Below are 26,315 nucleotides of genomic sequence, written 5' to 3'. Positions count from 1 at the left end.
GCATCATCGTAGAATGGCCAAGTCACTGATCATAGTCGAGTCACCGGCTAAGACGCGCACCCTGAAAGGCTTCCTCGGGAAGGACTTCCAGGTCGAGGCGTCCATGGGTCACGTTCGAGACCTTCCCGCGCGGGAACTGGCAGTGGACGTGGACAACGGGTTCGAGCCGAAGTACGCGACCATCCCCGAACGGAAGGACGTCCTCAAGCGGCTCGGCGATGCCGCGTCGAAGGCCGACACCGTGTACCTCGCCACCGACCCCGATCGCGAGGGAGAGGCGATCGCCTGGCATCTCGAGCAGGCCCTCAGGCTCAAGGGCGCCAGGAGGATCACCTTCAATGAGATCACCCGGACCGCTGTCCAAGAGGCTCTTCGCCATCCGCACGAGTTGGACGCCCATCTTGTGGATGCCCAGCAGGCGCGGCGCGTCCTCGACAGACTGGTCGGCTACAAGCTCAGTCCTCTGCTCTGGAGCAAGGTCAAGAAGGGGCTCAGCGCCGGGCGAGTGCAGAGCGTCGCCGTTCGCCTGATCTGCGACCGCGAGCGTGAGATCGAGGCCTTCGTCCCTGAGGAGTACTGGTCGCTCACCGCCCGGCTTACCAAGCAGGAAGAAGATAAGCCATTCAACGCCAAGTTGATCGAGGAGAAGGGCCAGAAGATCAAGGTCGGGAACGAGGAGCAGGCGAAGAGCATCCTGGCCGACCTCGAAGGCGCAAGCTGGGTCGTTGCCGACGTCAAGGAACGCGAGCAGAAGCGCAACCCCGCGCCGCCGTTCATCACCAGCACCCTGCAGCAGGAGGCGTCGCGCAAGCTCGGGTTCTCGAACAAGAAGACCATGACCGTCGCCCAGATGCTCTACGAGGGCATCGAACTGGGCTCGGAGGGGCACGTCGGCCTGATCACGTACATGCGAACCGATTCGACCCGAATCGCGCAGGAAGCGGTCCACGAAGCCCGCGAATACATCCTCCAGACCTACGGCGGGGAATACCTCCCGGATGCGCCCAGAGCCTACAGGTCGCGAAAGTCGGCTCAGGAAGCTCACGAGGCGATCCGTCCCACATCGGTCGCCCGCCGGCCGGAGGACCTAGAGAGCGTTCTGAGCAAGGATCAGTTCCGCCTCTACAAGCTGATCTGGCAGAGGTTTCTCGCCTGCCAGATGGAGTCGGCGGTTCTCAACGTCGTCACCGTGGATATATCCGCGGGCGATTACACTTTCCGCGCGACCGGCTCGACCGTCAAGTTCCCCGGCTTCACGGTGCTCTATACCGAGGGCAAGGATAACGGCAAGGACGAAGAAGACGAGAACCAGCTTCTCCCCAAGCTCGCTAAGGATGAATTGCTCCGCCTGCTCGATCTGATCCCGAAGCAGCACTTTACCGAGCCGCCGCCGAGATACACTGAGGCCACTCTGGTCAAGGCGCTGGAGGAGAAGGGCATCGGCCGCCCAAGCACCTACGCCAGCATCATCTCGACGATCCAGGACCGCGAGTACGTTATACTCGCCGAACGTAAGTTCCGGCCGACCGACCTCGGATGCTCAGTGAACAACCTCCTGGTGAAGCACTTCCCCGGGATCATGGATGTTACGTTCACTGCCGGCATCGAGGACAAGCTCGACGAGATCGAGGAGGGCAACCTGCGGTGGCCTGTGCTCATGAGCGAGTTCTACGGCCCGTTCGAGCAAGCTCTGATCGAGGCGAAGGCGAACATGGAATCGCTCAAGAAGGCTCCGGTCCCTACCGACGAAGTCTGTCCGAACTGCGGCAAGCCCGTCGTGATCCGGGAGGGCAAGTACGGGCAGTTCTTGAGCTGCTCCGGCTTCCCGAAGTGTAAGACGGTCATCAACAAGAAGCTCGGCGACCCATGCCCCGTCCCCGGGTGCGGCGGCGTGTTGGTTGAGGAGTCGCCGGGCAGCGCCAACTACACGTGCGACAACTCCGAGTGTACCTTCGCCACCCGTGGTAGGGCCGAGAACGGCAACGGTCAGCCGGCGGAAGTCACCGACCAGAAGTGCCCGAAGTGCGGCAAGCCGCTCGTGAAGCGCCAGGGCAAGTACGGCGAGTTCCTCGGCTGCTCGGCCTACCCGAAGTGTAAGACGATCATCAACATCCGCAAGGAAGGCGAGCCCGACGGGCCGGCGATACCCTGTCCGGTGGAAGGATGCTCCGGGCGCGTCGTACAGAAGTTCTCGAAACGGGGCCCGTTCTATGGCTGCGACAGGTATCCCGACTGCAAGTATATCCATCCGGGGAAGCCTGTCGACCGCAAGTGCCCGACATGCGGCGGGATGCTCGTCGAGAAGGAGTTTCGCGGCAAACCCCAGGGAGTGAAGTGCATTGCCGAGGGCTGCGACTACAAGGAAGCGGCCCCGCAGGCCGAATGACAAGTCCTTACTCTCTGCGGTACAATGCTCTCAGACAACGACAGGCCTCGGAGCATTGGACCCCAGGACTCCATCACTCCAGTACTCCCGCGCCCCAGAGATAAGGAGACGCCATGTCCATCAAGCTCGCATTCGTCGGATTTCGCCACGCCCACATCTTCGACCTTTACAGCCGCGCGAATGAGTCGCCCGACTTCGAGATCGTCTCCGCCTGCGAGGAGGACTCCGAGACCCGTAAGGCGCTGGCTGAGAACGGGAAGGCTGAGATCACGCACGACGACTACCGCCGGATGCTCGACGACGTCGCCTGCGACGCGGTCGCGGTCGGCGACTACTACGGCAAGCGGGGAAGCATCATGCTGGAGGTGTTGAGGCGGGGCAGGCACGTCATCGCCGACAAGCCGATCTGCACGAGTCTGTCCGAGCTTCACCGCATCGCCTCGGTCTCCGCGCGGAAGAAGCTCAGCGTCGGGTGCATGCTCGACATGCGTGACAAAGGGCTCATGATCCGCATGAGGGAACTCGTCCGCGATGGAGCGATCGGCGAGGTCAACGGGATCGTCATCGGCGGCCAGCACCCTCTGCTCCTCGGCACGCGGCCCGGATGGTACTTCGAGCCGGGGAAGCACGGCGGCACCATCAACGACATCGGCATCCACGCCTTCGACCTCGTTCCCTGGCTTACCGGCAGGCGGTTCGCGGAGGTCGTGGCCGCCAGGAGTTGGAACGCCGTACCGAAGGACTTGCCGCACTTCCACGATGCGGGGCAGTTCATGCTGCGGATGGACAACGGCTGCGGGGTGATGGGCGAGGTCTCGTACTTCATGCCGGACTCGATGGGCTACACGCTCGATCTCTACTGGCGGATCACGCTGTTCGGCACGGAGGGCATTCTGGAGACGACCATCAACTCCGAAGCGATCATGCTTGCGAAGAACGGGGCATGCGAGCCGGAGATGGTTCCGCCCGCCGAAGGCGATCCCGGCGGGTACCTGCGGTCGTTCGGCGAAGAGGTAACTGCGGGTCGGACCGAGGGCGTCTCGACGGCCGACGCGCTCCGTGCGGCCGAGGTCGCGCTGACTGTTCAGTCCGCCGGCAACTCAGGCCGCTTCCCTGTAGCCTTGTGATCCCTGGGCGTGAGCCCGAGTTGCTCGGCTCGCCTCCAGCGAGGATGGCTCCACATCCATTGCTCGGGATGCAGGGCGACCTGCTCTTCGATGGTCCGAGTGATCAGCGCGGTGTTCTCCTGTATGTCGCGTTCCGTGTCGTCGGTGCGCACCAACTCCAGCGGTGGGAAGAACCTGATGTGATGATGGTTCTGCTCGTCGCGCATGATAAAAACCGGCACGATCGGCGCGCCCGTTCTCAGCGCGAGTACCGCAGGTCCGGGAGCGGCGGTCGCGGGGTGCCCGAAGAACTCGACCCAGACGCCGCCTTTCTGGATATTCTGGTCGGCGAGAATGGCCAGCCCCTCGTTTCGGCGGAGACACTGGATAGCCGCCCGGAGGTCGTCGCGTCCGATCGAGTGCATCCCGAAGCGTTCGCGGGCTTCGTTCACGAAGGCGTTTACCTGGGCATCGTTTGCCTCGCGGATTATCGCGTTGACCTTGTATCCGTCCGCGGCCATCCTTGCCGCAGTGAGTTCCCAGTTGTCGTAGTGGGCGGACATGACGATGACGCCGCGGCCCAGCGACATCGCCTGCTTCAGGTACTCCGCGCCGGACTCACTCGCAAGGTCCAGGATCTCCTCCCTGGTCATCACGGGGAGCCGCAGGAACTCTATCACCGTGCGGAAGAGGTTTCGGAAGGATTTCCACGCAATCTCCTCGCGCTCACGCGCGGAGTAGCGGTCGCCGAACGCGCGTCGCAGTTGGCGCACCGACGTCCTGCGCGGTGTGGGGTATATGCGGTATACTATGCGTGCCAAGCGGTCCGCCAGGCGGTAACCCTCGTCCGGAGACATCCGGCGCACCTTGCCGGTCAGCCACCGGAGAGCGCGCCTCACGAAGGCATTGACGACGGCCCTTTTCGCACGCTTGAACGCTTGATGAAGCCCGCCGGGAGGATTCGAACCGGAATCGCGCGTATCCGGCTGCGGAACTGCCATGGGTCTCCTCTATGGGAAGTATGAACGCTGAACGTGAACTCGTCGTGATAGGCGGCGGACTCGCCGGGGCGGAAGCCGCCTGGCAGGCCGCTGGCGCAGGCGTCCGCGTGCGCCTCTACGAGATGCGCCCGGTGAAGCAGACCCCCGTCCATGGCACCGGCCTCCTCGCCGAACTGGTCTGCAGCAACTCGCTCAAGTCCGACCTCCTCACCAGCGCGTCGGGTCTGCTCAAAGAGGAGATGCGCATCCTCGGATCGCTCGTGGTCGAGTGCGCGGATGCTAACCGGCTTCCGGCGGGGCAGGCGCTAGCCGTTGACCGCGACCGCTACGCCGAATGCGTGACAGAGCGCCTCTCTACACTACCAGAAATCACTCTCTTTCATCAAGAGGTGACGAAACTGCCGCCGGACGGTATCGTCATCATCGCATCAGGTCCGCTGACCTCCGAGGCGCTTGCCGAGGAGATCTCCCTGCTCACCGGCCGCGACTGCCTCTACTTCTACGATGCCGTCGCCCCGACGATCACCGCCGATTCGATTGACTACGATATCGTCTACCGGGCTTCCCGGTACGGCAAGGGCGACGCCGACTACCTCAACTGCCCGCTGACCGAGGACGAGTACAACGCCTTCTACGATGCCCTTGTCTCTGCTGCGCGCGTGCCCACCAGCGCCGTCGAGCCGATGAAGCTCTTCGAGGGATGCATGCCTGTCGAGGAGATCGCATCGCGGGGGCGTCAGACTCTCGCGTTTGGCCCGCTCAAACCGGTCGGCCTCGACGATCCGCGCACCGGCAAGTACCCGTACGCAGTCGCGCAGCTCAGGCAGGAGAACCGGGAGGGAACGCTCTGGGGACTCGTCGGGTTCCAAACGCGGCTCAAGTGGCCCGAGCAGGAGCGCGTCTTCCGCATGATTCCCGGCCTCCGCAACGCCGAGTTCGCGCGGTACGGGGTGATGCACCGAAACACCTACATCGAGTCCCCGCAACTTCTGCTGCCCACGATGCGAATGAGAACTCCCCTCCCCGCGAGCGGAGAGGGGTTGGGGGAGGGGTCGATCTTCTTCGCCGGCCAGATCACCGGCGTCGAGGGATATGTAGAGTCCGCCGCGATGGGCATCGTCGCCGGTATCAACGCCGCCCGCCTGATCAAGGGCCAGGAGCCGATCGTCTTCCCGCGCGAGACGATGATCGGCGCGCTCGCCGACTACATCTCGTCTCCGCAGACCACCGACTTCCAGCCGATGAACGCCAACTTCGGCATCCTTCCGAAGCCCGAGCAGCGCATCCGGAACAAGCGCGACCGCCAGGCCGTCCAGGTCGAGTACGCCCTGGGCGCGATCCGGCGGACGATGAGTGAGGTGCAGGCATGAAGATGCGAGGATACACCAATAACCCTGTCGAGATCAGCTTTGCGGGGACCATCCGTGAAGACTCCGCCGACGTCGAGATGGACGTCATATTCGTCGGGCCTTCCGGGGAGTTCCCGGTCCCCGCGTTCCGGGCGGGAGGAAACGCATTCCGCGTGCGGTTCTCGTCCCCGAATCCCGGCCGGTACACTTACCGAACGATTTGCTCGAGTGACGTCGGCCTTGACGGCCTCGCCGGCGAGCTTGAGATCGAGCCCTACGACGGCGAGAACGATCTCTACCGGCACGGGCCGCTCCGGGTCGCCGCGAACCGCCGCACCCTCGAGCACTCCGACGGTACTCCCTTCTTCTGGCTCGGCGACACCTGGTGGATGGGCCTCACGAAACGCCTCGACTGGCCGCACGGTTTCGCATCCCTCGCCGCCGACCGGGTCGCGAAGGGGTTCAACCTGATCCAGATCGTCGCCGGTCCGCTCCCCGACTTCGATGCCGAGGACGCCACATGGCATCCACAGCAGGCGAACGAGGGCGGCTGGCCCTGGGAGCAGGGCTGGGCGCGCATCAACCCCGAGTTCTACGACCTCGCCGATCGGCGCATCCAGTACCTGGTAGACCACGGCCTGGTCCCGTGCATCGTCGCCATGTGGGGCTTCTACCTGCCGTTCATGGGCATCGAGAGGGTCAAGCAGCACTGGCGGAATCTCGTCGCTCGGTACGGCGCGTATCCCGTCGTCTGGTGTCTTTGCGGCGAGATCGAGCTGCCGACCTACAGTCACCTCGCAAACACCGATGCGCTCGAGGCCGAGAAAGCCGCACAGATCGCCGGCTGGACGGAAGTCGCGCGTTATGTCAGAGCGCTCGATCCCTACCGCCGCATCCTCACCGTCCATCCCGCGTGGGCCCAAAGCGGGCGCGACGCGATTGCGGACGAGTCGTTGATCGATCTCGACCTCCTTCAGACGAGCCACGGGGGCCATGCAATCCTCGGTCGGACTATGGACAGGGTGAACGCATCGAATGCCAGGACGCCGCGCATGCCGGTGGTGAACGGCGAGCCGTGCTACGAGGGCATCATGGGCACCGCGTGGCAGGAGATGCAGCGGTTCGTCTTCTGGACGAGCGTGATGTCCGGCTCGGCGGGCCACACCTACGGCGCGCAGGGCATCTGGGCGATGAGTTCGCGCGACGAGCCGTTCGTCGGCTCGACGATGAACTGGGGCGAGGGCTTCTGGCAGGACGTAATGCACTATCCCGGCTCGGCGCAGGTAGGATTGGGCCGACGCTTCCTCGAACGGTATCCCTGGTGGCTCTTCGAGCCGCGGCCGGATCAGCTGGCGATCGGCATTCCCGGCAAGCTGAAAATCTTCTATCTCGCCGGCCAATGGGTAGATCCCAAGTTCGCCGGGGTCCGCGACAAGCGCATCGAGATCGAGCCCGACATCCAATACCGCGCGTACTTCTTCGACCCGCGCACGGGCGCTGATGTCGCAGTAGGACCGGTCGAGCCCGATGCCGACGGCACGTGGCCCGTTCCCCGAAAACCTACGATGGACGACTGGGTACTGGTGCTTGACGGCACATAGCGCCCGTCTGTTGGAAGGCGAACATGCCCTCTCCGTCGAATACCACCCTGAGAGGTTATCGGCCATGTGCAAGATGACAGCGGCGGCTCTGTCCCTGATACTCCTTAGCGGAGTCGCGCAGGCGAATCCGGAGGTGGCGGATACCGTGAACAGAGAGTTCGTTACAGTTCCGTTTACCAGCGTGACGGTAGATGATGTGTTCTGGGCGCCGCGATTGAAGACCAACCGCGAGGCCACGATCCCGTACGAGTACAAGCAATGCAAGGATACCGGCCGGATAGACGGCTTCAGGCCCGACTGGACACCCGGTGAGGGCCAGACGCGCCATATCTTCTACGACTCGGATGTCGCCAAGTGGATCGAGGCCGCGAGCTACTCGCTGGCGACTCATCCCGACCCGAAGCTCGAAGGGCAGCTCGACGAGCTCATCGCAAACATCGCGAGCTGCCAGCAGCCCGACGGGTATATGAACTCGTACTACGTTAACGTCGAGCCCTCCAAGCGCTGGACCAATCTGCGCGACTGCCACGAACTCTACTGCGCGGGCCACATGATGGAGGCCGCTGTCGCGCACTATCAGGCGACCGGCAAGCGCAGCCTGCTCGACATCATGTGCCGCTACGCCGACTACATCGCCAGCGTTTTCGGCACGGGCGATGGGCAGAAGCGGGGCTACTGCGGCCACGAGGAGATCGAACTGGCACTGGTCAAACTCTACCGCGCTACCGGCGAGAAGCGGTATCTAGAGCTGAGCAAGTACTTCGTTGACGAGCGCGGCCGGAAGCCCTACTACTACGATGCCGAGGCCGTCGCGCGGGGAGAAGACCCCGCGCAGTTCCACGGTAGATCCTACGACTACTGCCAGGCCGACAAGCCTCTCCGCGACCAGCGCGAGGTCACCGGGCACGCCGTCCGCGCGATGTACATCTACACCGCGATGGCCGACCTTGCGGGCGAATACGGCGACGAGACGCTCATGCCTGCGCTCAACAGCATCTGGGACAGCGTGACACTCCAGCGGATGTATGTCACCGGCGGCCTCGGTCCCTCCGCCAGCAACGAGGGGTTCACTACGCCCTACGATCTGCCGAATGAGTCCGCCTACGCCGAAACATGCGCCGCAATCGGCCTTGTCTTCTGGGCGCATCGCATGCTCGGTCTCGATTCCGACGGCAGGTACGCCGACGCGATGGAGCGCGCACTCTACAACGGCGCCCTGAGCGGCATCTCGCTCGACGGCACGAAGTTCTTCTACACGAATCCGCTCGCGAGCCACGGACAGCATGAGCGCCAGGGCTGGTTCGGCTGCGCGTGCTGTCCGCCGAACATAGCGCGCCTGATCTCGTCGGTCGGGGAGTACATCTACACACAGAGCGATAACGAAATCGCAGTTCACCTCTACGTCCAGGGCTCGGCGAAGCTCGAGATCGGTGGCCGAAATGTGACGCTTCACCAGAAGACCGAGTACCCGTGGGACGGCAAGGTGGCGATCACTCTCGATATGGCCAGACCTGCAACATTCGGCTTGAGGTTCAGGGTACCGGGTTGGTGCCCGTCGTGGAAACTGAAGGTGAACGGCAAGCCGGTTGCGTCCGAGCCCGATCTCGGCTACGTCAGGATCGAGCGCAGGTGGAGCGGCGGCGACACCGTCGAGCTTGACCTTGCGATGCCGGTCGAGCGCGTACACGGCCATCCGAAGGTGCAGGCGGACGTCGGCCGGGTCGCCCTTCAGCGCGGGCCGATCGTCTACTGCGTCGAGGGTATCGACAACGTTGGCGTTCCGATTGACGGGCTCATTCTGCCGAAGGGGTCCGAATTCAAGGCAGCATTCCGCAAGAACCTGCTCGGCGGTGTGACCGTCGTCACCGGCGCCGCTGAGTACGCCGACGGTTCGGCCTGGGACGGAACGCTATACCGTCCTTCCGAGCCGAAGACCAAGAAGTGCAAGATCACCGCCATTCCCTACTATGCCTGGTGCAACCGGGGCAAGGGCGACATGGCGGTGTGGATAAGGGAGTAGACTCCCAGTGGCCGTGCCTCAGTGCCGGCATATCTAGTCCGACCGGTCAGACGCATCCGATCCGTCCGACAGGCGGCCAGAACCGAAGAAAGGAACACCAACCGTGCCCAAGAAGATCGCATTCATCGGAGCAGGCAGCTTCGGGTTCACCAGGGGGCTCGTCCGCGACATCCTGACCTTCCCCGAGTTGTCAGACTGCACGCTCGCGCTCATGGACATTGATCCCGAGCGTCTCGAGTTCAGCAGGCAGGCGGTCGAGAAGATCGTCGCCGCCGGGAACTACCCCGCGAAGGTCGTCGCCACCACGAATCGCAAGGAGGCTATCGAGGGCGCGGACGGCGTCCTGATCACGATCCTGCAGGGCGGACCTCAGGTCTTCCGCACCGACATCGAGATCCCGAAGAAGTACGGCGTGGATACCAACATCGGCGACACTCGCGGCCCTTCGGGCATCTTCCGCTCGCTGCGCACGATCCCGGTCATGCTCGATATCGTCTGCGACGTCGCCAGGTACGCCCCCAAGGCGACCGTCCTCAACTACACGAACCCGATGGCGATGCTCTGCCGGGCGATGCAGGGCAGGTTTCCGAAGCTGGCCATAAGCGGCCTCTGCCACAGCGTGCAGGGCACGGCGATGATGCTCGCCAACTGGATTGGCGCTCCCTATGAGGAGGTCACCTACCACTGCGCGGGCATCAACCATCAGGCATGGTACATTGACTTCAAGTGGAACGGCGATGACGCCTACCCGAAGATCCGGGAGGCCGTCGAGACTCGTGAGGACATCTACAACGCCGAGCAGGTTCGAAACGAGTTGTTCCTCCACTTCGGCTACTACATCACCGAGTCGAGCGGCCACAACTCCGAGTACTGCGCCTGGTTCCGCAAGCGCCCTGACCTCATCGAGAAGTACTGCACGACGGGCACCAACTGGAATCCGGGTGAGTACGCGTACATCCTGAACGAGTACCTCCGGCGCGAGGATACCTGGCGCGACAACATCCAGGCGGAGCTCGACAAGCCGATCAACCTGGCGCGCGGGCATGAATATGCGGCCAGCATCTTCAATGCCATCTTCGGCGACGGAGCGCTCTTCGAGTTCAACGGCAACGTCCGGAACTTCGGTCTGGTCGACAACCTGCCCGCCGGATGCTGTGTCGAGGTGCCGGTCATGGCCTCCAGGCGCGGCCTCGATCCGATCGCGGTTGGCCCGCTTCCTCCTCAGTGCGCGATGCTCACCGGTCTGAGCGCCCAGATCGAGGAACTTGCTGTGGACGGCATCATGACCGGCGACAAGGACAAGATCCGCCGGGCGATCTACATGGACCCGCTGACTTCCGCGGTGTGCAGCCTAGAGGAGATCAAGTCAATGGTCAACGAGATGTTCGAGGCCAACGCGGAGTACTGGCATCCGCTCGACGGCACGGGCGTCGCGCTCTGCGACGGATGGGACACGGACGGTTAGGGGATTGGAGTGATGGAGTGGCGGAGTGACGGGTATCCGGTACTCCGCCACTCCGTGCTTCCATCATGCATCAAGAGCTCGATCGCTTCATCAGCTATCTGCAGGTCGTACGCAACGTCTCCTCGAATACGATCAGGGCATACTCGGCGGACATCGCCCAGTTCGTCGGCTTCCTGGAGGACGAGGGCATCGGCTCGTCTCCCGGCGAGGTGGACTCCCGGGTCATGCGGAGGTATTTCGCCCGCCTCCAGCGCGGCGGGAACGGGAAACGGACGATAGCTCGCAAGATGGCCTCCTTGCGGGCGTTCTTCAGGTATCTCGTTCACAAGAAGCTGATGAGTGCGGACCCGATGCTCGGACTTTCCGGCCCGAAGCTCGACAAGCGCCTGCCGAAGTTCCTGCGCCCGGAGCAGATAGAGGCGCTGATGCTCCGTCCCGACACGACCACAACATCGGGCGCTCGCGATGCGGCGATCCTGGAAGTCATCTACGCGACCGGTTGCCGGGTTGGAGAGGTCTCAGGGATGAATCTGCTAGACCTGGATCTCGGCGCGGGCGAGATCAGGGTGCTGGGCAAGGGATCGAAGGAGCGCGTCACGCTCATCGGCCGCGCGGCACAGGAGGCGCTCTCGGGGTATATACAGAATGCACGCCCCAAGCTCCTTGCGAAGCGGAAGGACGGCGCGGACGAGCAGGCGCTTTTCCTGAACAGGGACGGCGGCCGGCTGACGGCGGGCGGTATCGCCCGGATGCTCGACAAACACTTTGGGGCGGTGAGCGGCGAGCTGAAGATCAGCCCACACGTCCTGCGGCACACATTTGCGACTCATATGCTCGAGAACGGCGCGGACCTCCGCTCGATCCAGGAGCTGCTCGGACACTCGAGCCTCTCGACGACGCAGATTTACGCTCACGTCACCCGGGAGCGCCTCAAGCAGGTCTACGAGCAGGCCCACCCCCGGGCGCTGGAGGAGAAATGACTGCACACGCAACCACGATCGTCGCGGTTATGCACAACGGCAAGGTCGCCATGGCGGGCGACGGTCAGGTGACTATCGAGAACCAGATCATGAAGGCCGGCGCGAAGAAGGTCCGGCGGATGCACGACGGCAAGGTGCTTGCAGGGATCGCCGGTTCGGTCGCCGACGCCTACACGCTGTCGGACAAGTTCGAGGCGAAGCTCGAGGAGTCGCACGGCAACATCCTGCGCGCCGTGCGGGAGTTTGCGAAGGAGTGGCGGACGGATCGGATACTGAGGAGGCTCGAGGCGCTGATGATCGTCGCCGACGCCGAGCACGTGCTCGTCCTCTCCGGCAGCGGCGAAGTGATCGAACCGGACGACGGTATCGCGGCGATCGGATCGGGTGGGGGATATGCCCTAGCGGCGGCCCGCGCCCTGATGCGGCACTCGAACCTGACCGCCCAGCAGATCGTCGAGGAGGCACTGCGCACCGCCGCCTCGATCTGCGTGTACACGAACGAGAACATCACGGTGGAAGCGCTGTGACGTCGGACATGTCTGACAAGTCCGACTCCACTCGAAGAGGCAAATATGGAAGACCTTACCCCGCGTGAGATCGTCGCGGAACTCGACAAGTATATCGTCGGCCAGGACAAGGCCAAGCGCGCGGTGGCAATCGCCCTCCGAAACCGCCATCGGCGCCGGCTGCTCGGGGAAGACATGCGCGAGGAGGTCATCCCGAAGAACATCCTCATGATCGGCCCGACCGGCATCGGAAAGACCGAGATCGCCCGCAGGCTCGCGCAGATCGCCCGTGCCCCGTTCGTCAAGGTCGAGGCCACCAAGTTCACCGAGGTCGGGTACGTCGGCCGCGACGTGGACTCGATGGTGCGCGACCTCGTCCAGCTTGCGGTGCGGATGGTCGAGACCGAGAAAGTTGCCGAGGTCCAGGACCGCGCCCGCGAACTTGCCGTCGAACGAATACTCGACATCATGGAGCCGCTGCCGTCTCGCGAGGATGAGCGCCCGGCGCATGGGAAGGAAATGGAGGCCGCAAGCCAGTTCCTAGGGCAGTTGTTCGGCGGGCGAGTTCCAGGCCAGGCAGAGCCCGAGCCCGAACCGGTGGCGGAGGATGAGCATCAAGTTGCCGAGCGCGAAGCCCTCGAGCGGGAGCACCTCAAGCGCAAGGAGAGGATCAGGGCGAAGCTCCGAAAGCAGATCGAGGACGGCTTGATTGACGATAAGCGCATCGAGATCGAGGTGGAGGAGACCGGCGGCACCCCGTTCCTCCAGGTCTTCAGCGGGCAGGGCATCGAAGAGATGGGCATGGACATGCAGGGCATGCTCGGCCCGATGATGCGCCGACGGAAGCAGAAGTCGGTCACGGTAGGCGAGGCGAGAGAGGTACTCGCGCAGGAGGAGGCCGGGAAACTCGTGGACCACGACCAGATCGTCCGCGAGGCAGTTGACCGCACGGAGCAGACCGGCATCATCTTCGTGGACGAGATGGACAAGATCGCGGGGCGGGAGAAGGGCGGCGACAGCGGCCCCCAGGTCTCCCGCGAGGGTGTCCAGCGCGACATACTGCCGATCATCGAGGGTTCGACCGTCGTCACGAAGTACGGCCCGGTCCGCACGAACCACATCCTCTTCATCGCGGCCGGCGCGTTCCACGTCAGCAAGCCGTCGGACCTCATCCCGGAGCTTCAGGGCCGCCTGCCGATCCGCGTCGAACTAGACAGCCTGACCGAGGCCGACTTCAAGCGCATCCTGACCGAGCCGAAAAACGCGCTGGTCAAACAGTACAGCGCGCTGCTCTCGACCGAAGGCGTGACCGTCCGGTTTGCGGACGACGCGGTGGACGAACTCGCGCGGATGGCCGCCGAGGTCAACTCGCAGATGGAGAACATCGGCGCGCGGAGACTGCACACGGTGATGGAGCGCCTGCTCGAGGAGCTCTCGTTCGACGCGTCGGAGCTTGCCGGTCACGAGGTCAGCATTGATGCCGAATACGTCCGCGACAAGCTCGAAGGCATTCTCAAGAACGAGGACCTGAGCAAGTACATACTGTGAGAATGGAGTGGTGGAGATATGGGTTCCCAGTACTCCGCTGACCCCATGAGGTACAATGCCGCTATGAACCGAAAACGCCATCTCATCCTCGCAGCAGCGTTGGCCGCAATTGTGATCATCACCAGAGGGGGTACCAAGCCAGTGGATATCAAGCCCACTGACAGCAAACGGCTCGTGATCGGGTACTTCTGGATTCCCGGCAAGTCCGACCGGTCCGCGTATCCGTGCATCCGTGAGAACTACAACGTGCTGACCCACGTCTGCCCGACCCGCGTCGCCATCGCCGACACCGACGGCAACGTGAAGTGCGGCAAGGATAACTACCTCCTCGCCTTCGCGAAGGAGAAGGGCCTGGGCGTTCTCCCGCTTGTCGCGAACGGCGAGTTCAGCAAGGAGATCGCCCACGAGGTGCTGATAGACCCGGCAAAGCGCGCGAAGGTGATAGACCAGTTGCTGAAGATCACACTCGACTGGAAGTGCCCGGGCATCAACATTGACATCGAGAACCTTCCGAAGGAAGACCGCCCGCATCTCAGCGCCTTCATGAGCGAGCTTGCCGACAAGTTCCATGCGAAGAAGCTGCTCGTCACGATTGACGTCCCCGCGAAGACCCGTGACGCGCCCGAGGCGGAGTGGGCGGGTCCGTTCGATTACGTGGCGCTCGGGAAGTCCTGCGACCTCGTGATGCTGATGGCCTACGACGAGCACTGGAGCGCGGGCAGTCCTGGTCCGATCGGCTCGGCCCCTTGGGTGCGAAGGGTGCTGGAATATGCGACGAGCGTCATCCCTCGCGAGAAGGTCGTGCTCGGAGTTCCCTTCTACGGCTACGACTGGCCTGAGCAGGGCAGGGCGAAGTCGCACACCACCAAGTCGGTGGAGGCCCTGATTGCGAAGGTGAAACCGGAGATCAAGTGGGACGACGAGGGGAAGTACCACTGGTTCACGTATACCGCCGAGGACGGCGTGAAGCGCGAGGTCTGGTACGAGGACCCCGACAGCCTCAAGCACAAGGTTTCGCTCGCGCAGGAGTACGGTGTCGCCGGCATCTCCATCTGGCGGCTCGGCGACGAGCATCCGGATTACTGGAAGCTCCTCGCCAAGTACCGCAAGGGCGAAAGTATCCTCAAGTAGACAAGCAGGCAGGGTCGGAGTCCGGCTCCGGCCCTGCCCTTGTCGATCCCTTGAGCGTCTGCGTTGCGGTCAGCCGATCTGCACGGTCGACTTGAGCGTTTCAGTTCGGTCAGTTTTCTCCCACGGAACGCCCTCTCTACCGAAGTGACCGTAAGCCGAAAGCGGTGTGTATATCGGTCTCCGCAGGTCGAGCGTCTCGATGATCCCCGCCGGGCTCAGATCGAAGTGCTCTCGGATCAGGCCGGCGAGCGCCTTGTCGGGTATCGCACCCGTGCCGAAGGTCTCCGCCTTAAGCGAGAACGCATTCCTGTCGCCTATGCCGTATGAAACCTGGACTTCGCAGCGCTGGGCCAGGCCAGCCGCCACGACATTCTTCGCGACGTACCTCATCATGTAGGCGGCCGAGCGGTCGACTTTCGTCGGATCCTTTCCGCTGAATGAGCCGCCCCCGTGCCGGGCATACCCTCCGTAAGTGTCCACGATGATCTTCCTCCCGGTGAGTCCGGTGTCGGCCCCGGGTCCCCCGACCTCGAACGACCCGTTCGGGTTCACTCGTACGATCGTATCGTGGTCGATCTGAATCACAGGGCTCACGACCGCAGCGACGACCTCCCGCCTGAGCGTCTCGAGATCGACGTCCGGCGAGTGCTGCGCCGATATCAGGACCTTCGCGACCCTGACCGGCCGGCCGGAGTCATCGTACTCGACCGTGACCTGCGTCTTGCCGTCCGGCCTCAGATAAGGCAGGATGCCGGATTTGCGCACCTCCGCGAGCCGGGCCGCCAGCCTGTGCGCAAACACGATCGCCGTAGGCATCAGCTCCGGCGTCTCGTCGCAGGCGTATCCGAACATCATACCCTGGTCCCCGGCGCCTCCGCCGTCCACCTGGTCGTAGATCTCGCACGCCTGCTGCCGCAGGATCACTTGGAACTCCGCCGAGTCGCAGTCGAAGCCGTCGTCGGCGCTCCCGTACCCGATTGACTCGATCGCTTCCCGCGCTATCCTTCGCGCGTCGAGTTCCGAATCCATGCTGACCTCGCCGCCGATCACGACCAACCCCTTAGTGATGAAGGCCTCGACGGCAGATCGAGTCGTAGGGTTGCGGGCGAGCAGCGCGTCCAGGATGGCGTCCGCGATTCTGTCTGCGACCTTGTCGGGATGCCCTTCGGTGACTGATTCGGATGTGAACATGTTCACTTGTGTTACTCTCCTCTTTGTAGTGGTAGATCGGACAGGCTACTCCCTGCCAAACGTCCAGAGCGCGCCTGCGACAGCGTCCTGGATCTCCTCGTCTTCCTCAACTGCCCCAAGCGCCTCAAGCGGTTCGATCGCGCGATCGTCGCCCGAGATTTCAAGCGCCTCTACCGCTTCGAGGCGCACCTTGCGGTCTGCATGGCCGAGTGATTCGATGAGCAGCGGCACCGCGTGCGGGTCCCGCAGCCGATTCAACGCCTGCGCGACGGCCCATCGCCCGTCTGGGTCCATTCTTTCAGCCGCAGCGAGAAGCGGCTCCGCCGCTCGAGTGTCGCCGATACTTTCCAGCGCTTCCGCGGCGGCAGTTCGCAGACGGTCTGTCCCATCGGCGAGAACCTGAAGGAGCGGCTCCACAGCCCGTGCATCGCGGATCTCGCCGAGCGCCGATGCCGCGCCGCGTCTCACCAGATCGCATGTGCCGGACAGGGCCTCGATCAGCGCCCCGACCGCGCGGCAGTCTCCGATCCTGCCGAGAGCCGCCGCGGCGCTCGACCTCACGCCGTCGTCTGCGTCCCTGAGCGACCGGATGAGTGGCTCCACCGCATCTGCATCTCTGATCTCACCCAGTGTGTTAGCGGAACCCCCGCGCACGTCGCTGCAGTCGTGCCCCAGCATGGCGATCAGCCGCGGCACGGCCTGACCGCCCGCCGCTGCAACCTGCTTCCACTCGCCGAGGGCCAGTGCCCTCAAGAATGGAATCTCGGGGACGTGAATCCTGCCGAGCGCATCGGCGGCGGCTCGCCGGACGATGATGTCCGGATCGCTCAGTGCCCCGATCAGGGCATCCGCGGCCTCGGCGGCGCCGATCCTGCCCAGCAGTTCGGCCGCGGCGCACCGGACGTTCCAGTCTCCGTCGGCCAGGCAGCCGATGAGCGGCTGGACGACACGTTTCTTCGGGCGGGTGCGGAGTCTCCTGGCAGCGGCCGAACTCACCTCCCTGTCCCAATCGTGCAGGTCCGCGATCAGGGCCGGCACATCCTTATTCGTCTTCAGAGCGAATAGATCGACCAGCCGCGCCTCACACCATCGGTCGGTGACCGCACCGTAATACCACTGCAGGTCCGGGTAGAACTCGGACGACACCTTGGCGAAGGAGAACAGGCTCTCGAACTCCTCCATGCTGGTGCCGTGAATGAGTTGAGATTCGAGATAAGGGATCACCAGGCTGGTCCACTCGAAGTTACCCGACTCCCCCATGCCCTGCCACATGGAATTGACTGTGCCGTCCATCAGCCTGATGAGTTCGCCGAGGGTCAGCGGCTGCACAGTGTACTCCGGCGATATCTCGTACTCGCGCTCGTCCTCGGGGTATTCATCGACTACCCGGTAATTCCAGCCCTTGGGTGTGCGCCTCGCGCGGAAGGAGACCACGTCGCCCAGCGTGGATTGAAGCGACAGCCGGGCGATCTCGACCTCTCCGGCCGACGTCGGAGGCAGGAACTCACCTCCCATGAATGACGGGTGTACTCGTCCCCATTCCTTGCGCTGTTCCTCCGACAGGCGTTCCTGTTGCAGAAACTCGCTCAGTTCGTCGTGCCGGCCTTCCTGCAGCAGTTTCAGGGCAAGGTCCCGCCTTGCGGTTCCCTGGATCGACGCGATCACCCCTCGCAGCGCGTTCTCGGCTGCGTCGTACGGTGCCGGCCGAAAATCGAAATCGACGGTTGCGCCGGCACATCTCGTGGCGGCGGTGGCAATGTCCGCGTACATTTCTTATGCTCCTCTCTCGAATCGAGTGTTGATGAACGCCCGGGCCAGCTTGTTCCTCGCGAGCATCCAGGCAGACAGGTTCACGACGACGCCCGACCTGTGAAGCATGTTAGGCCAGAATGCGGTGTGAGCGACCGAGCAGGGACCCGCGGTACACCATGCTCCGAAGAACGGAGGGGCATCGACCGCCCGGGCTTCAATCAGGTTCAGTTCCTCTGCCGTCCGGTGTTCCTCGCCCTCCGAAACGACTGCGGGCAACTCCAGCTTGCAGAGCAGCCCGTTTCCCAGCACGGGATGCTCTGCGACGGACGAGAACGTCAGCAGGCTTGTCACGTCTCCCAGGACGGCCGAAACCGCTCCTGGCTCCCAGGGAAACTCGACCACCAACCCGGTGTCGTCGCCGTTCGCGATAAGCCGCGCACGCCTGAGCATCTCCTCAGCGAGCTTGAAGTCCGCCGCGCCCCAGCAACTGGGGTTGTTCTCTCCCGGCAGCGTCGGCAGATCCTCGGATCTTCCGGGTGACAGGAAGCGCGCGGGCGCGCTCACGCTGGTGCCTTGGACGAGAGCTGCGGTGCCCACGATCGGAAGCAGAAGATGCCAGGTGCTCTCCTGCCCCCTGTAGAGGGAGAGGCGGCTGATAATGCTGACAGCCCGTGATTCGCGGTGGCGGATCAGTGCGCCGAGCGAGGCGAACCTGTTCACTGAGTCGATCATGTCGTCGTCCATGACGACTCCCACCGGGTCCGGCAACTCCGTCCGCACTGTGACTACCTCATAGACCCCTTCGTCCGTTCGCGGTTCAAGAGGTGCGGACTTCACAAAGGACCGGCCGAGCACGGATGGGACCTCGCAACTGTCTGGACGGGAGTCCACCGCGCCGACGGCCTCTGCCAGCATTTGAACAAACTTCGATTCCTCCACGAGGCTACACACTTGTTCGACCTCCGATACTCCCGTTGTCCCACACTCTTCGAAGAAGCTCTGCATCCGATTCCGTCCAGACGGTGGCGAGGTGTGTCTGCCAGACGTGCAGAACCGCCGGTTGGGCTTCCGGGCGGCACGCCGGGGTCGGCATTCTGGGGCTCCCACATCGTGCTTGAGAGCGGCCCTTGTTCGATTCGGTTGCGGGGCAGGTCCAGTTACTCATTTGGTGCTCCTTTCTCTTTCATCCGACGTGCGGATGGGATATGGCAGCACCAGGGGCAAACAAAAAGCCATCGCATCTATGCGATGGCCGTGGAGACATTTGCGGATTCTTCTTCGAGACTACTTTTCGAAAGCCTTCGCTTTCGCACATCGAGGGATCTCTCCCCCAGGGCACCGCTGCCGTCTCCAGGCCGGTTGCCAGTCCTGACTTTCGCCAGAACATTCCTGATGCACCAGTACTATACCACAGTGGTTCGAAATTGTCAACGGTTTTTTCGGCGCCACTGCCGCCGCCCCAATCCCCCTACTCCACTCCGCACCATTCCATCATGAAGTCCGTCACCACCTGCGCCGCGGCCACCATCTCAGAAACCGCGATCTGCTCGCACTCCGCATGCGCGTAGCAGATATCGCTCGGCCCGAAGACGACGGTCGGCATCCCGCCGCGGTGGTAGAAGAGCCGCGCGTCGCACGAGGCGGTCATCCCGAAGACCTCGGTCGGGCCGAGGACCCGCTCGGCGGATGCGTGGAGCATCTTCACCATCGGGTGATCGGGATCGGTGCGGTACGCCTCGTTGTGCAGGCGGTTGAACGTGAGGGAGTAGTGCTCCTTCGCCCACTCGCTTGCGCCGGCCTCGATTGCCGCTCGGACCTCGTCTCGCACCTCCGCGAGCCGCTTGTTCGGCAGGAATCCGATCCCGCCCTCGACCGTGCAGTTCGGCGCGACCATCGAAGGCCACTCGCCGCCGCGGATCGTGCCGAGGTTGACCTTGACCGTGCCGCCCGGGTCGGGGAAAAGCGGGTCGCCGTGAGACCCCGCGACAAGCTCCTTCTCGTATTCCCGCATGATGTCGAGTATCGCCGTCGTCTCGTCAATCGCGTTGACGCCCTCGCGCCATCGGCCCATGTGAGTCGCCTTGCCCTCTACCTCGAGCTTGAACCAGACCGCGCCCCGGTTCGAGGGGGCGATCCTCAAGCCCGTCGGCTCGAGTATCAGCGCGGCGTCGGCGCGGTAGCCGTCGAGAATCGCGGAGAGGGCGCCGTTTCCGCCGGCCTCCTCCTCGATCACGAACTCCGCGATCACGTCGCCCTTCAGCCGTACTCCCGCCGCCCTTAGCGCCTGCAGGGCCAGGATGATAGTTACGCATTGCCCCTTCGCGTCGCACGCACCCCGGCCGTAGATGACGCCGTCCTCGATGCGCGGGGCGAACATGCCCTCGTCGCAAGGAACGGTATCCATGTGCGAGTTCAGCAGGATGCTCCTCCCGCCGCCGGTCCCGGGAATGATCACGATGACGTTGCCCCGGCCGTCGTAGCCCTTGTGGCCGGGTACGGGGGTGTGGTCCTCATCGTCCTCGATGCCTTCGAGGATCGGGATGAGCCGTGTGTCGAAGCCCAGGCCCTTCAAGTGCTCCGCGAGGTACTTCTGTGCTTCGGCTTCCTCGCCAGTGACGCTTGGAATCGCCATGAGCCTGCAGAGGAGATCGGCGGCCTCGTCGGCCATTCGCTCGACGTGTGAGGATACTTCGGCTCTCATGGTATGTGCTCCCTGATGCCCGAGAGGGGCGGGTCTTGCTCCAGGAAGTCCTTTCCCGTGCCGACCGGCGAAATTCCTGCATGTCTCTGCCGACGAGGCAAAACCTTTGTAGGATCTGCCGCGTCTAACTGGGTGAGACCGAGCGATGTCAACCCCCCGGACCGAGTATCAGTCGCTTTTCGAACTACACGGAAAGGCAGGGTTGAAGATGGCCGGCGCTTCTCGTTCTTCCGGATTGCAGGACCGCAGACGCTCGCGCGAGCGCGGACACATTCATCTGATATCGTTGGGCGCCGTGTTGATCCTCTCTGCGCTCAGCCTCAGGGCATCCCCGTTCAGGCTCGGGGTGGTCGTCGGCGAGTCTATGACCCCGACTCTGTCGCCCCACAAAGTCTTCATGCTCGACAGGAGCTTCTACGAGCACGCGACTCCTACGCGGGGTGAGATCGTGGTCGCCGAAGCGAACGGTGAGACCTGCGTCAAGAGGGTTGCCGCCGGCCCCAGGGAGGACCTCTGGCTTCTGGAGTACAAGGGCGAGCTGTCCGGGTACTCGGAGGTCGTCAGGCCGCACGATCTGACACGGACACGGAGTCTGGTTGAGCGCTACCCGCGGATCGGTCAGTTGCGCCGCGTCACGGTGCCCGAGGGACGGGTATTCCTGGTTGGCGACGCGCAGAACCTCTCGTGGGACAGCCGGAACTACGGGACCGTGCCCGTTTCGTCCATCATGGGAAGGGTGTTTCCGCTGACCGCGAAGGCCTCGCGGTCGCTTGGGGCCGCTCCATGGCGTACATGATGTGGACGACTCAGCGCTTCCGGACCGCGTCCCAAAGCACGCAGGCGGTGTGCTTCACGGTTCGCGGAGATCGTGCATAGTGGAGCATCTCGTCGAGCTGCATCACGCATGACGGGCAGCCCGTCGCGATGACATTCGCCTCCGCCCCAACCATGTTCTCCGCCTTCCGCGCGCCGATGTCCCTCGACAGATCGGGGTAGTAGATGCTGAACGCCCCGCCACCTCCGCAGCACCTGTCCGCATCCGCCATCTCCACGTACTCGACGCCGGGCAGCGATGAGAGCAGTTGTCTCGGCGGCGTGCGGACGTTCATGCCGCGCGCGAGGTGGCACGGGTCGTGGTACGTGAGCAGAAGATCCTGCTCCGCCGCGCCCTCGAGTTCGCTGATACCCAGGCACTCCGTGAGGAACTGCGAGATATCGTAGACCCTGGACGATATGTTTTCCGGCACTTCGATCCCCAGTGTCTCCCGCCATTCCTTCTGCCACGTCAGTCCGCACGACCCGCAGGCCGTGACGATTGCGTCCACATCCAGCTCTTCGAAGGCGCGCAGGTTCTGCCGGGCGAAGTACGACGCCCCGGTGAAGTCCCCGGAGTTGAAGATCGGAGTGCCGCAGCACATCTGGCCCTTGGGTATGACGACCTCGACGCCGTGATGGGTCAGCAGGCCGACGACCGCCTCGCCGATCTCGGGCAGTATCAGGTTGCCCGCGCATCCGACGAAGTAGGCTACCCTCGCCTTACGGTTCGGGACCTCCACGACCTCCGGCACGCGCTCGAGGAACGGCTTGAGTGCGAACATCGGCAGCTTCTTGTCAGTCTTCATGCCCATCAGCGGGAGCGCGAGCCTCGCCGGGCTCCAGCGATGGTTGATCAGGGTCGCGCGCTGGAGCAGGCCGATCAGCTTCGCCCCGCCGGGAAACATCCTCCGGGCACGCATGGCGTGGCGAAAGATCAGGCGTTTTGCCAGGGGGAGGCCTCTCTCCGTGACGAGCTGGTTGCGGGCGTTCAGGACGACTTCATTCGGGGCCACTCCGCTCGGGCACTCCTCCGCGCAGGCTCGACAGTTGAGGCACTTGCCGATGATATCCCGATAGCGTGGCGTCAGTTCGACCTCATCCCGGGTCAGCCCGCGCACCAGGCGCACTCTCGCCCGCGGCGAGTTGCTCTCCGCGCCGAGTTCGCGCAGTACCGGGCAGACCGCGTTGCAGCTCCCGCACTTCATGCAGCGGTAGGTCAGTTCATCGAGCGTCTCGTACATGATGAGGATGGACCGTCAGTCCGCGAACATCTTTCCGGGGTTGAGGATCCCCTTCGGGTCGAGCGCCTTCTTGATCTCGCGCATCATCTGCATTGAGCCCTTGCCCATCTCCAGCGGGAGGTAGCGCGCCTTCGTGAAGCCGATGCCGTGCTCGCCTGAGACCGTCCCGCCGAGTCCGAGCGCCACACGGAAGATCTCGTCAACCGCTTTCTCGACCCGTTCCATCTCCTCGGCGTCCCGCTCGTCGGTCAGAATCGTAGGATGCAAGTTGCCGTCGCCCGCGTGGCCGAACGTGCCGATCGTCAGGTTGTACTCCCTGGCTATCCGGTTCACCTCATGGACCATGTCGGCCAGATTGCTCCGGGGAACGGTCGCGTCTTCCAGGATCGTGGTCGGCCGCACCCGCGCCAGGGACGCCAGTGCGGCGCGGCGGCCTTCCCATATCCGGTCGCGCTGTGCGGATGACGAAGCCGTCTGGACGTCGTTAGCACCGTGCCGCTTCAGGACTATCTCGCAGACTTCCGCCTCCTCCTCGACCTGCGACCTCGCGCCGTCAACCTCCAGGAGCAGCAGGGCGCCTGCGTCCACCGGCAGCCCGAGCTTCTTGTAGTCCTCTACCGTGCGGATCGTCATATTGTCCATGAACTCGAGCGTGGCTGGCATGATCCCTGCGCTGATTATGCCTGACACCGCGCGCGCGGCGCTCTCCGGGTCGGCAAACGACGCGAGCATCGAGCGGCGGCTCTTGGGCATGGGGAGCAGCTTGACAACGATCTTGGTGAATACCGCGAGAGTACCCTCCGAGCCGCAGAGCAGGCTCACGAGGTCGTATCCGGAGACCGACTTGAGTGTCTGCGCCCCGGCGTGGAACGGCTCCCCGGTCGCGGTGACCCCTTCGATCTGCTTCACGTAGTCGGTCGTCACGCCGTACTTGATCGCCAGCAGGCCGCCCGCGTTCTCCGCGACGTTGCCGCCGATGGTCGAGACCTTCATGCTCCCCGGATCCGGCGGATAGAGGAGCCCGACCGCCTGCACCGCGGCGTTCAGATCGGCAGTCACGGTTCCGGTCTCGACCGTCGCGAGCAGGTTCTCGCGGTCAATGTTGAGGATGCGGTTCATCCGGCTCATGTCCAACACGATCCCGCCGGCGACGGCGACCGATCCGCCGCTCAGTCCAGTCCCGGCTCCTCGCGGGATGACCGGGATGTTCTCGCGGCATGCGAACGACACGACCGCAGAGGTCTCGTCGAGTTTCCCCGGACGGACGACCGCGTCCGGCCGGTGCTCGACGTGCTGGGCGTCGTAACCGTAGGCGATAAGGTCTTCCGGCTCCGACAGGACGTTTGCCTTTCCTGCGATCTGTTCGAGTTCCGTGCTGATTGAGTTCGTCATGTTCCTGTTCGGGCAGGATACGGCCCGATGTCCATAGAAGCATTACTTGCCACATCGTATCAGGTTGCGCGGCAACCGTCAACGATGGCGGACTATCGAAAGGAGAGCGGCCGATGCAGAACTCACCCCTGGACAAGGACGAGCGCCTGTGGGCGATGCTGTGCCACCTGCTGGCGTTTGCCGGGCTGGTCGGCATTCCGTTCGGCAATATCCTGGGGCCTCTCGTTGCGTGGCTCGCGAAAAAGGACCAGTATCCGCTTGTGGACGACCAGGGCAAGGAGTCGCTGAATTTCCAGATCAGTGTCACGATCTATGGCGTCGGCCTTGCGGTGCTGGCCGTGCTCGCGGTCATCTCGATCATCGGCATATTCATCCTGCTTCCCGCTATCGTGCTGGTCGTCGGGATCTGGTGGGTAGTCGAGGCGGTACTCATCGTGATGGCGGCGATCAAGGCCAACGAGGGGGAGCGCTTCCGCTATCCGATCACGATTCGCTTCCTTCAGTAGCTTCTAGTCCTGGCGGGAGAGAAAGTAGGTATCCGAATTGGCTTCTATCACTTGCTGGGACGGCGTCGAGTGCATCGGCGGCAACAAGATCCTGCTGGAAGACGGCGATGCGAGTATATGGCTCGACTTCGGCCTCGACTTCGGCCGGATGGGGCTGTTCTACGAGGAGTACCTGAAGCCGAAGGGCCCTCTGGGCATCTACGAGCCGGTGCAGATGGAGCTGATTCCACCTTTCCGCGACCTCTACCGGGACGACCTCGTGAGCGCTCTCGCCGATCCCTGGATCGGAATCGAGGGACGCGACATCGGCGAGGTGTCGGGTGTGTTGATCTCCCACGCGCACATGGACCACGTGGGCACGATTTCCTACCTTCGCGGAGACATTCCCTTGTACGCGTCCGCGGTAAGCCTCGCGATGTTGAAGGCCACCCAGGACTCCGGGAAGAGCGGCTTCGATACCCAACACTGCTACGTCATCCCGTACGAGCCGGACGACTCCGGCGTGCTGAAGTCGTCGTCACACGCGAGAGTTCCCTCTCAGGCACGTCCGTTCTTCTTCGTTGATGAGGCTCCCGGGGCGGGGTTCCAGGAGTTCTGGGGCGACACGCCGAGCAGTCTCAGCAACAAGGGCAGGAAGCACGAGAGCCGCCCGATCGAGACGGCCTCGACGTGCGGAGGTCTGAATGTCAGACGGTGGCCGGTGGACCACTCCGTTTACGGCGCCTGTGCCTGGGCGGTCGAGACGAGCGCCGGGTGGGTCGTCTACACCGGCGACATACGATGCCACGGCCGGAATGCCGACCTCACCTGGAAGTTCGCGGAAGAGGCTGGGAAGCTCAACCCGGTCGCGCTGATAATCGAGGGGACTCGCGTCAGTTACCGGGAGACCGGCACCGAAGACCAGGTGCGAGAAGCTGCGCTGGAGGAGATCAGGAAGGCGACCGGGCTGGTCGTCGCGGACTTTGGGGCCCGGAACGTCGAGCGGCTCGATTCGTTCCTTCAGGTTGCCAGGGAGACCGGCCGCCGCTTCGTCATCACCGCGAAGGATGTCTACTTGCTCGAAGCGATGGCGCTGGCCGGGGCTGACGTGACCTCGCTCGATGACGAGAACGTGTTCCTGTACGGAGAGATCGAGGGTTCCGACGCCCACTGGAAGAAGGGCGTCAGGAGCAGGTATGCGTCGAGGACCGTGACGTGCTCAGACGTCGCAGCCGACCAGGGAGCTTACATGTGCTGCTTCAGCTTCTTCGACGTGAACGAGCTGGCCTACATCCGCCCAGCCCCCGGTTCGATGTGGCTCTTCTCCGGGTGCGAGGCCTTTAACGAAGAGATGAAAATAGACTTCAAGCGTCTCGGCAGGTGGATCGAGAGGTACGGAATGGCGTTTCCAGGCGATCCCAGGAGACAGATCGAAGAGGAACGCGCCGAACATCAGGGAAGCCCGTTCCACGTGTCCGGGCATGCCTGCCGGAAAGACCTGCTCAGAGTGATCGAGATAATCAACCCTCGCTGTGTGATCCCCGTCCACACCACGGCCCCGGGGCAGTACGCTGACGAACTAGGCTCCTCGCGCGAGTTGCTCATTCCGGAGCGCGGAGTTCCCATCGCCCTGAAAGGATGAAT

Annotated in this window: 20 protein-coding genes; 13 read left to right on the top strand and 7 right to left on the bottom strand. The window is 63.6% G+C overall.

Annotated elements, in window-relative coordinates; all coding sequences use genetic code 11:
* Nucleotides 1-13: 13 nt before the first annotated feature.
* Both topA and KBC96_05005 read left to right on the top strand, forming a co-directional pair.
* A complete protein-coding gene (gene topA, locus KBC96_05010; GenBank protein MBP6963749.1) occupies nt 14-2,386 on the top strand; it encodes a type I DNA topoisomerase in 2,373 nt (790 codons plus the stop codon).
* A 113-nt stretch (nt 2,387-2,499) separates the two neighbouring features.
* Nucleotides 2,500-3,513: a Gfo/Idh/MocA family oxidoreductase gene (locus KBC96_05005; GenBank protein MBP6963748.1), complete on the top strand. Its 1,014-nt coding sequence runs from the start codon at nt 2,500-2,502 to the stop codon at nt 3,511-3,513.
* Here the strand turns inward: KBC96_05005 and KBC96_05000 are convergent.
* The gene (locus KBC96_05000; protein MBP6963747.1) at nt 3,471-4,493 is read right to left on the bottom strand and encodes a lysophospholipid acyltransferase family protein; all 1,023 of its coding nucleotides are present in this window, start codon (nt 4,491-4,493) and stop codon (nt 3,471-3,473) included. The genes KBC96_05005 and KBC96_05000 overlap by 43 nt on opposite strands.
* 20 nt (nt 4,494-4,513) lie before the next feature.
* On the opposite strand from KBC96_05000, the gene trmFO reads away from it, so the two are divergent.
* The 8 genes from trmFO (at nt 4,514) to KBC96_04960 (ending at nt 15,093) form a co-directional block, all read left to right on the top strand.
* A complete protein-coding gene (trmFO, locus tag KBC96_04995) occupies nt 4,514-5,863 on the top strand; it encodes a methylenetetrahydrofolate--tRNA-(uracil(54)-C(5))-methyltransferase (FADH(2)-oxidizing) TrmFO (GenBank protein ID MBP6963746.1) in 1,350 nt (449 codons plus the stop codon).
* On the top strand, nt 5,860-7,443 hold the full coding sequence (locus KBC96_04990) for a DUF4038 domain-containing protein (protein MBP6963745.1): 1,584 nt from the start codon (nt 5,860-5,862) through the stop codon (nt 7,441-7,443). The genes trmFO and KBC96_04990 overlap by 4 nt, the downstream gene beginning before the upstream one ends.
* A 73-nt stretch (nt 7,444-7,516) precedes the next feature.
* Complete coding sequence (locus KBC96_04985; protein ID MBP6963744.1) at nt 7,517-9,463, top strand: glycoside hydrolase family 127 protein; 1,947 nt, start codon at nt 7,517-7,519, stop codon at nt 9,461-9,463.
* A gap of 103 nt (nt 9,464-9,566) precedes the next feature.
* Nucleotides 9,567-10,928 carry an alpha-galactosidase gene (melA, locus tag KBC96_04980; GenBank protein MBP6963743.1) on the top strand — a complete coding sequence of 454 codons (1,362 nt, stop codon included), beginning with the start codon at nt 9,567-9,569 and terminating at the stop codon, nt 10,926-10,928.
* 65 nt (nt 10,929-10,993) lie between these two features.
* Nucleotides 10,994-11,908 (top strand): tyrosine recombinase XerC, encoded by a 915-nt coding sequence (gene xerC, locus KBC96_04975; GenBank protein MBP6963742.1) that lies wholly within the window; start codon nt 10,994-10,996, stop codon nt 11,906-11,908.
* A complete protein-coding gene (hslV, locus tag KBC96_04970; protein MBP6963741.1) occupies nt 11,905-12,435 on the top strand; it encodes an ATP-dependent protease subunit HslV in 531 nt (176 codons plus the stop codon). The genes xerC and hslV overlap by 4 nt, the downstream gene beginning before the upstream one ends.
* Before the next feature lie 45 nt (nt 12,436-12,480).
* Nucleotides 12,481-13,962, top strand: a complete 1,482-nt coding sequence (gene hslU / locus KBC96_04965; protein MBP6963740.1) for an ATP-dependent protease ATPase subunit HslU — start codon at nt 12,481-12,483, stop codon at nt 13,960-13,962.
* Between the two features lie 63 nt (nt 13,963-14,025).
* The gene (locus KBC96_04960; protein MBP6963739.1) at nt 14,026-15,093 is read left to right on the top strand and encodes a hypothetical protein; all 1,068 of its coding nucleotides are present in this window, start codon (nt 14,026-14,028) and stop codon (nt 15,091-15,093) included.
* A 69-nt stretch (nt 15,094-15,162) separates the two neighbouring features.
* On the opposite strand, the gene metK is transcribed toward KBC96_04960, so the two are convergent.
* The 4 genes from metK to KBC96_04940 all read right to left on the bottom strand — a co-directional run bounded on the left by metK (nt 15,163) and on the right by KBC96_04940 (nt 20,737).
* Complete coding sequence (gene metK, locus KBC96_04955) at nt 15,163-16,284, bottom strand: methionine adenosyltransferase (protein MBP6963738.1); 1,122 nt, start codon at nt 16,282-16,284, stop codon at nt 15,163-15,165.
* A 45-nt stretch (nt 16,285-16,329) separates the two neighbouring features.
* Complete coding sequence (locus KBC96_04950; protein ID MBP6963737.1) at nt 16,330-18,054, bottom strand: HEAT repeat domain-containing protein; 1,725 nt, start codon at nt 18,052-18,054, stop codon at nt 16,330-16,332.
* 3 nt (nt 18,055-18,057) lie between these two features.
* Nucleotides 18,058-18,987, bottom strand: a complete 930-nt coding sequence (locus KBC96_04945) for a hypothetical protein (protein ID MBP6963736.1) — start codon at nt 18,985-18,987, stop codon at nt 18,058-18,060.
* Nucleotides 18,988-19,504: 517 nt separating this feature from the next.
* A complete protein-coding gene (locus KBC96_04940) occupies nt 19,505-20,737 on the bottom strand; it encodes an ArgE/DapE family deacylase (protein ID MBP6963735.1) in 1,233 nt (410 codons plus the stop codon).
* Between the two features lie 145 nt (nt 20,738-20,882).
* On the opposite strand from KBC96_04940, the gene lepB reads away from it, so the two are divergent.
* On the top strand, nt 20,883-21,533 hold the full coding sequence (gene lepB / locus KBC96_04935) for a signal peptidase I (GenBank protein ID MBP6963734.1): 651 nt from the start codon (nt 20,883-20,885) through the stop codon (nt 21,531-21,533).
* A 10-nt stretch (nt 21,534-21,543) separates the two neighbouring features.
* On the opposite strand, the gene KBC96_04930 is transcribed toward lepB, so the two are convergent.
* Together KBC96_04930 and KBC96_04925 are read right to left on the bottom strand one after the other, a co-directional pair.
* Nucleotides 21,544-22,794 (bottom strand): (Fe-S)-binding protein, encoded by a 1,251-nt coding sequence (locus KBC96_04930; protein MBP6963733.1) that lies wholly within the window; start codon nt 22,792-22,794, stop codon nt 21,544-21,546.
* A 15-nt stretch (nt 22,795-22,809) separates the two neighbouring features.
* A complete protein-coding gene (locus KBC96_04925; GenBank protein MBP6963732.1) occupies nt 22,810-24,186 on the bottom strand; it encodes an FAD-binding protein in 1,377 nt (458 codons plus the stop codon).
* 113 nt (nt 24,187-24,299) lie between these two features.
* Between KBC96_04925 and KBC96_04920 the strand changes: the two genes are divergently transcribed.
* Both KBC96_04920 and KBC96_04915 read left to right on the top strand, forming a co-directional pair.
* Complete coding sequence (locus KBC96_04920) at nt 24,300-24,692, top strand: DUF4870 domain-containing protein (GenBank protein ID MBP6963731.1); 393 nt, start codon at nt 24,300-24,302, stop codon at nt 24,690-24,692.
* Between the two features lie 37 nt (nt 24,693-24,729).
* Nucleotides 24,730-26,313, top strand: coding sequence for a hypothetical protein (locus KBC96_04915; GenBank protein MBP6963730.1), 1,584 nt, complete (start codon nt 24,730-24,732; stop codon nt 26,311-26,313).
* The last annotated feature ends 2 nt before the right edge of the window (nt 26,314-26,315 follow it).

The organism is Armatimonadota bacterium, assembly GCA_017993055.1.
GTDB lineage: Bacteria > Armatimonadota > UBA5829 > DTJY01 > DTJY01 > JAGONM01.
The sequence above is the reverse complement of the archived record's forward strand: the minus strand, read 5'-3'. Positions and strand labels throughout refer to the sequence as shown.

Bases quoted from the DNA above. Each gene is read 5' to 3' on its own strand.
- topA (MBP6963749.1), top strand. From the start codon at position 14: ATGGCCAAGTCACTGATCATAGTCGAGTCACCGGCTAAGACGCGCACC.
- KBC96_05005 (MBP6963748.1), top strand. From the start codon at position 2,500: ATGTCCATCAAGCTCGCATTCGTCGGATTTCGCCACGCCCACATCTTC.
- KBC96_05000 (MBP6963747.1), bottom strand. From the start codon at position 4,493: ATGGCAGTTCCGCAGCCGGATACGCGCGATTCCGGTTCGAATCCTCCC.
- trmFO (MBP6963746.1), top strand. From the start codon at position 4,514: ATGAACGCTGAACGTGAACTCGTCGTGATAGGCGGCGGACTCGCCGGG.
- KBC96_04990 (MBP6963745.1), top strand. From the start codon at position 5,860: ATGAAGATGCGAGGATACACCAATAACCCTGTCGAGATCAGCTTTGCG.
- KBC96_04985 (MBP6963744.1), top strand. From the start codon at position 7,517: ATGACAGCGGCGGCTCTGTCCCTGATACTCCTTAGCGGAGTCGCGCAG.
- xerC (MBP6963742.1), top strand. From the start codon at position 10,994: ATGCATCAAGAGCTCGATCGCTTCATCAGCTATCTGCAGGTCGTACGC.
- hslV (MBP6963741.1), top strand. From the start codon at position 11,905: ATGACTGCACACGCAACCACGATCGTCGCGGTTATGCACAACGGCAAG.
- hslU (MBP6963740.1), top strand. From the start codon at position 12,481: ATGGAAGACCTTACCCCGCGTGAGATCGTCGCGGAACTCGACAAGTAT.
- KBC96_04960 (MBP6963739.1), top strand. From the start codon at position 14,026: ATGAACCGAAAACGCCATCTCATCCTCGCAGCAGCGTTGGCCGCAATT.
- metK (MBP6963738.1), bottom strand. From the start codon at position 16,284: ATGTTCACATCCGAATCAGTCACCGAAGGGCATCCCGACAAGGTCGCA.
- KBC96_04950 (MBP6963737.1), bottom strand. From the start codon at position 18,054: ATGTACGCGGACATTGCCACCGCCGCCACGAGATGTGCCGGCGCAACC.
- KBC96_04940 (MBP6963735.1), bottom strand. From the start codon at position 20,737: ATGAGAGCCGAAGTATCCTCACACGTCGAGCGAATGGCCGACGAGGCC.
- lepB (MBP6963734.1), top strand. From the start codon at position 20,883: ATGTCAACCCCCCGGACCGAGTATCAGTCGCTTTTCGAACTACACGGA.
- KBC96_04930 (MBP6963733.1), bottom strand. From the start codon at position 22,794: ATGTACGAGACGCTCGATGAACTGACCTACCGCTGCATGAAGTGCGGG.
- KBC96_04925 (MBP6963732.1), bottom strand. From the start codon at position 24,186: ATGACGAACTCAATCAGCACGGAACTCGAACAGATCGCAGGAAAGGCA.
- KBC96_04920 (MBP6963731.1), top strand. From the start codon at position 24,300: ATGCAGAACTCACCCCTGGACAAGGACGAGCGCCTGTGGGCGATGCTG.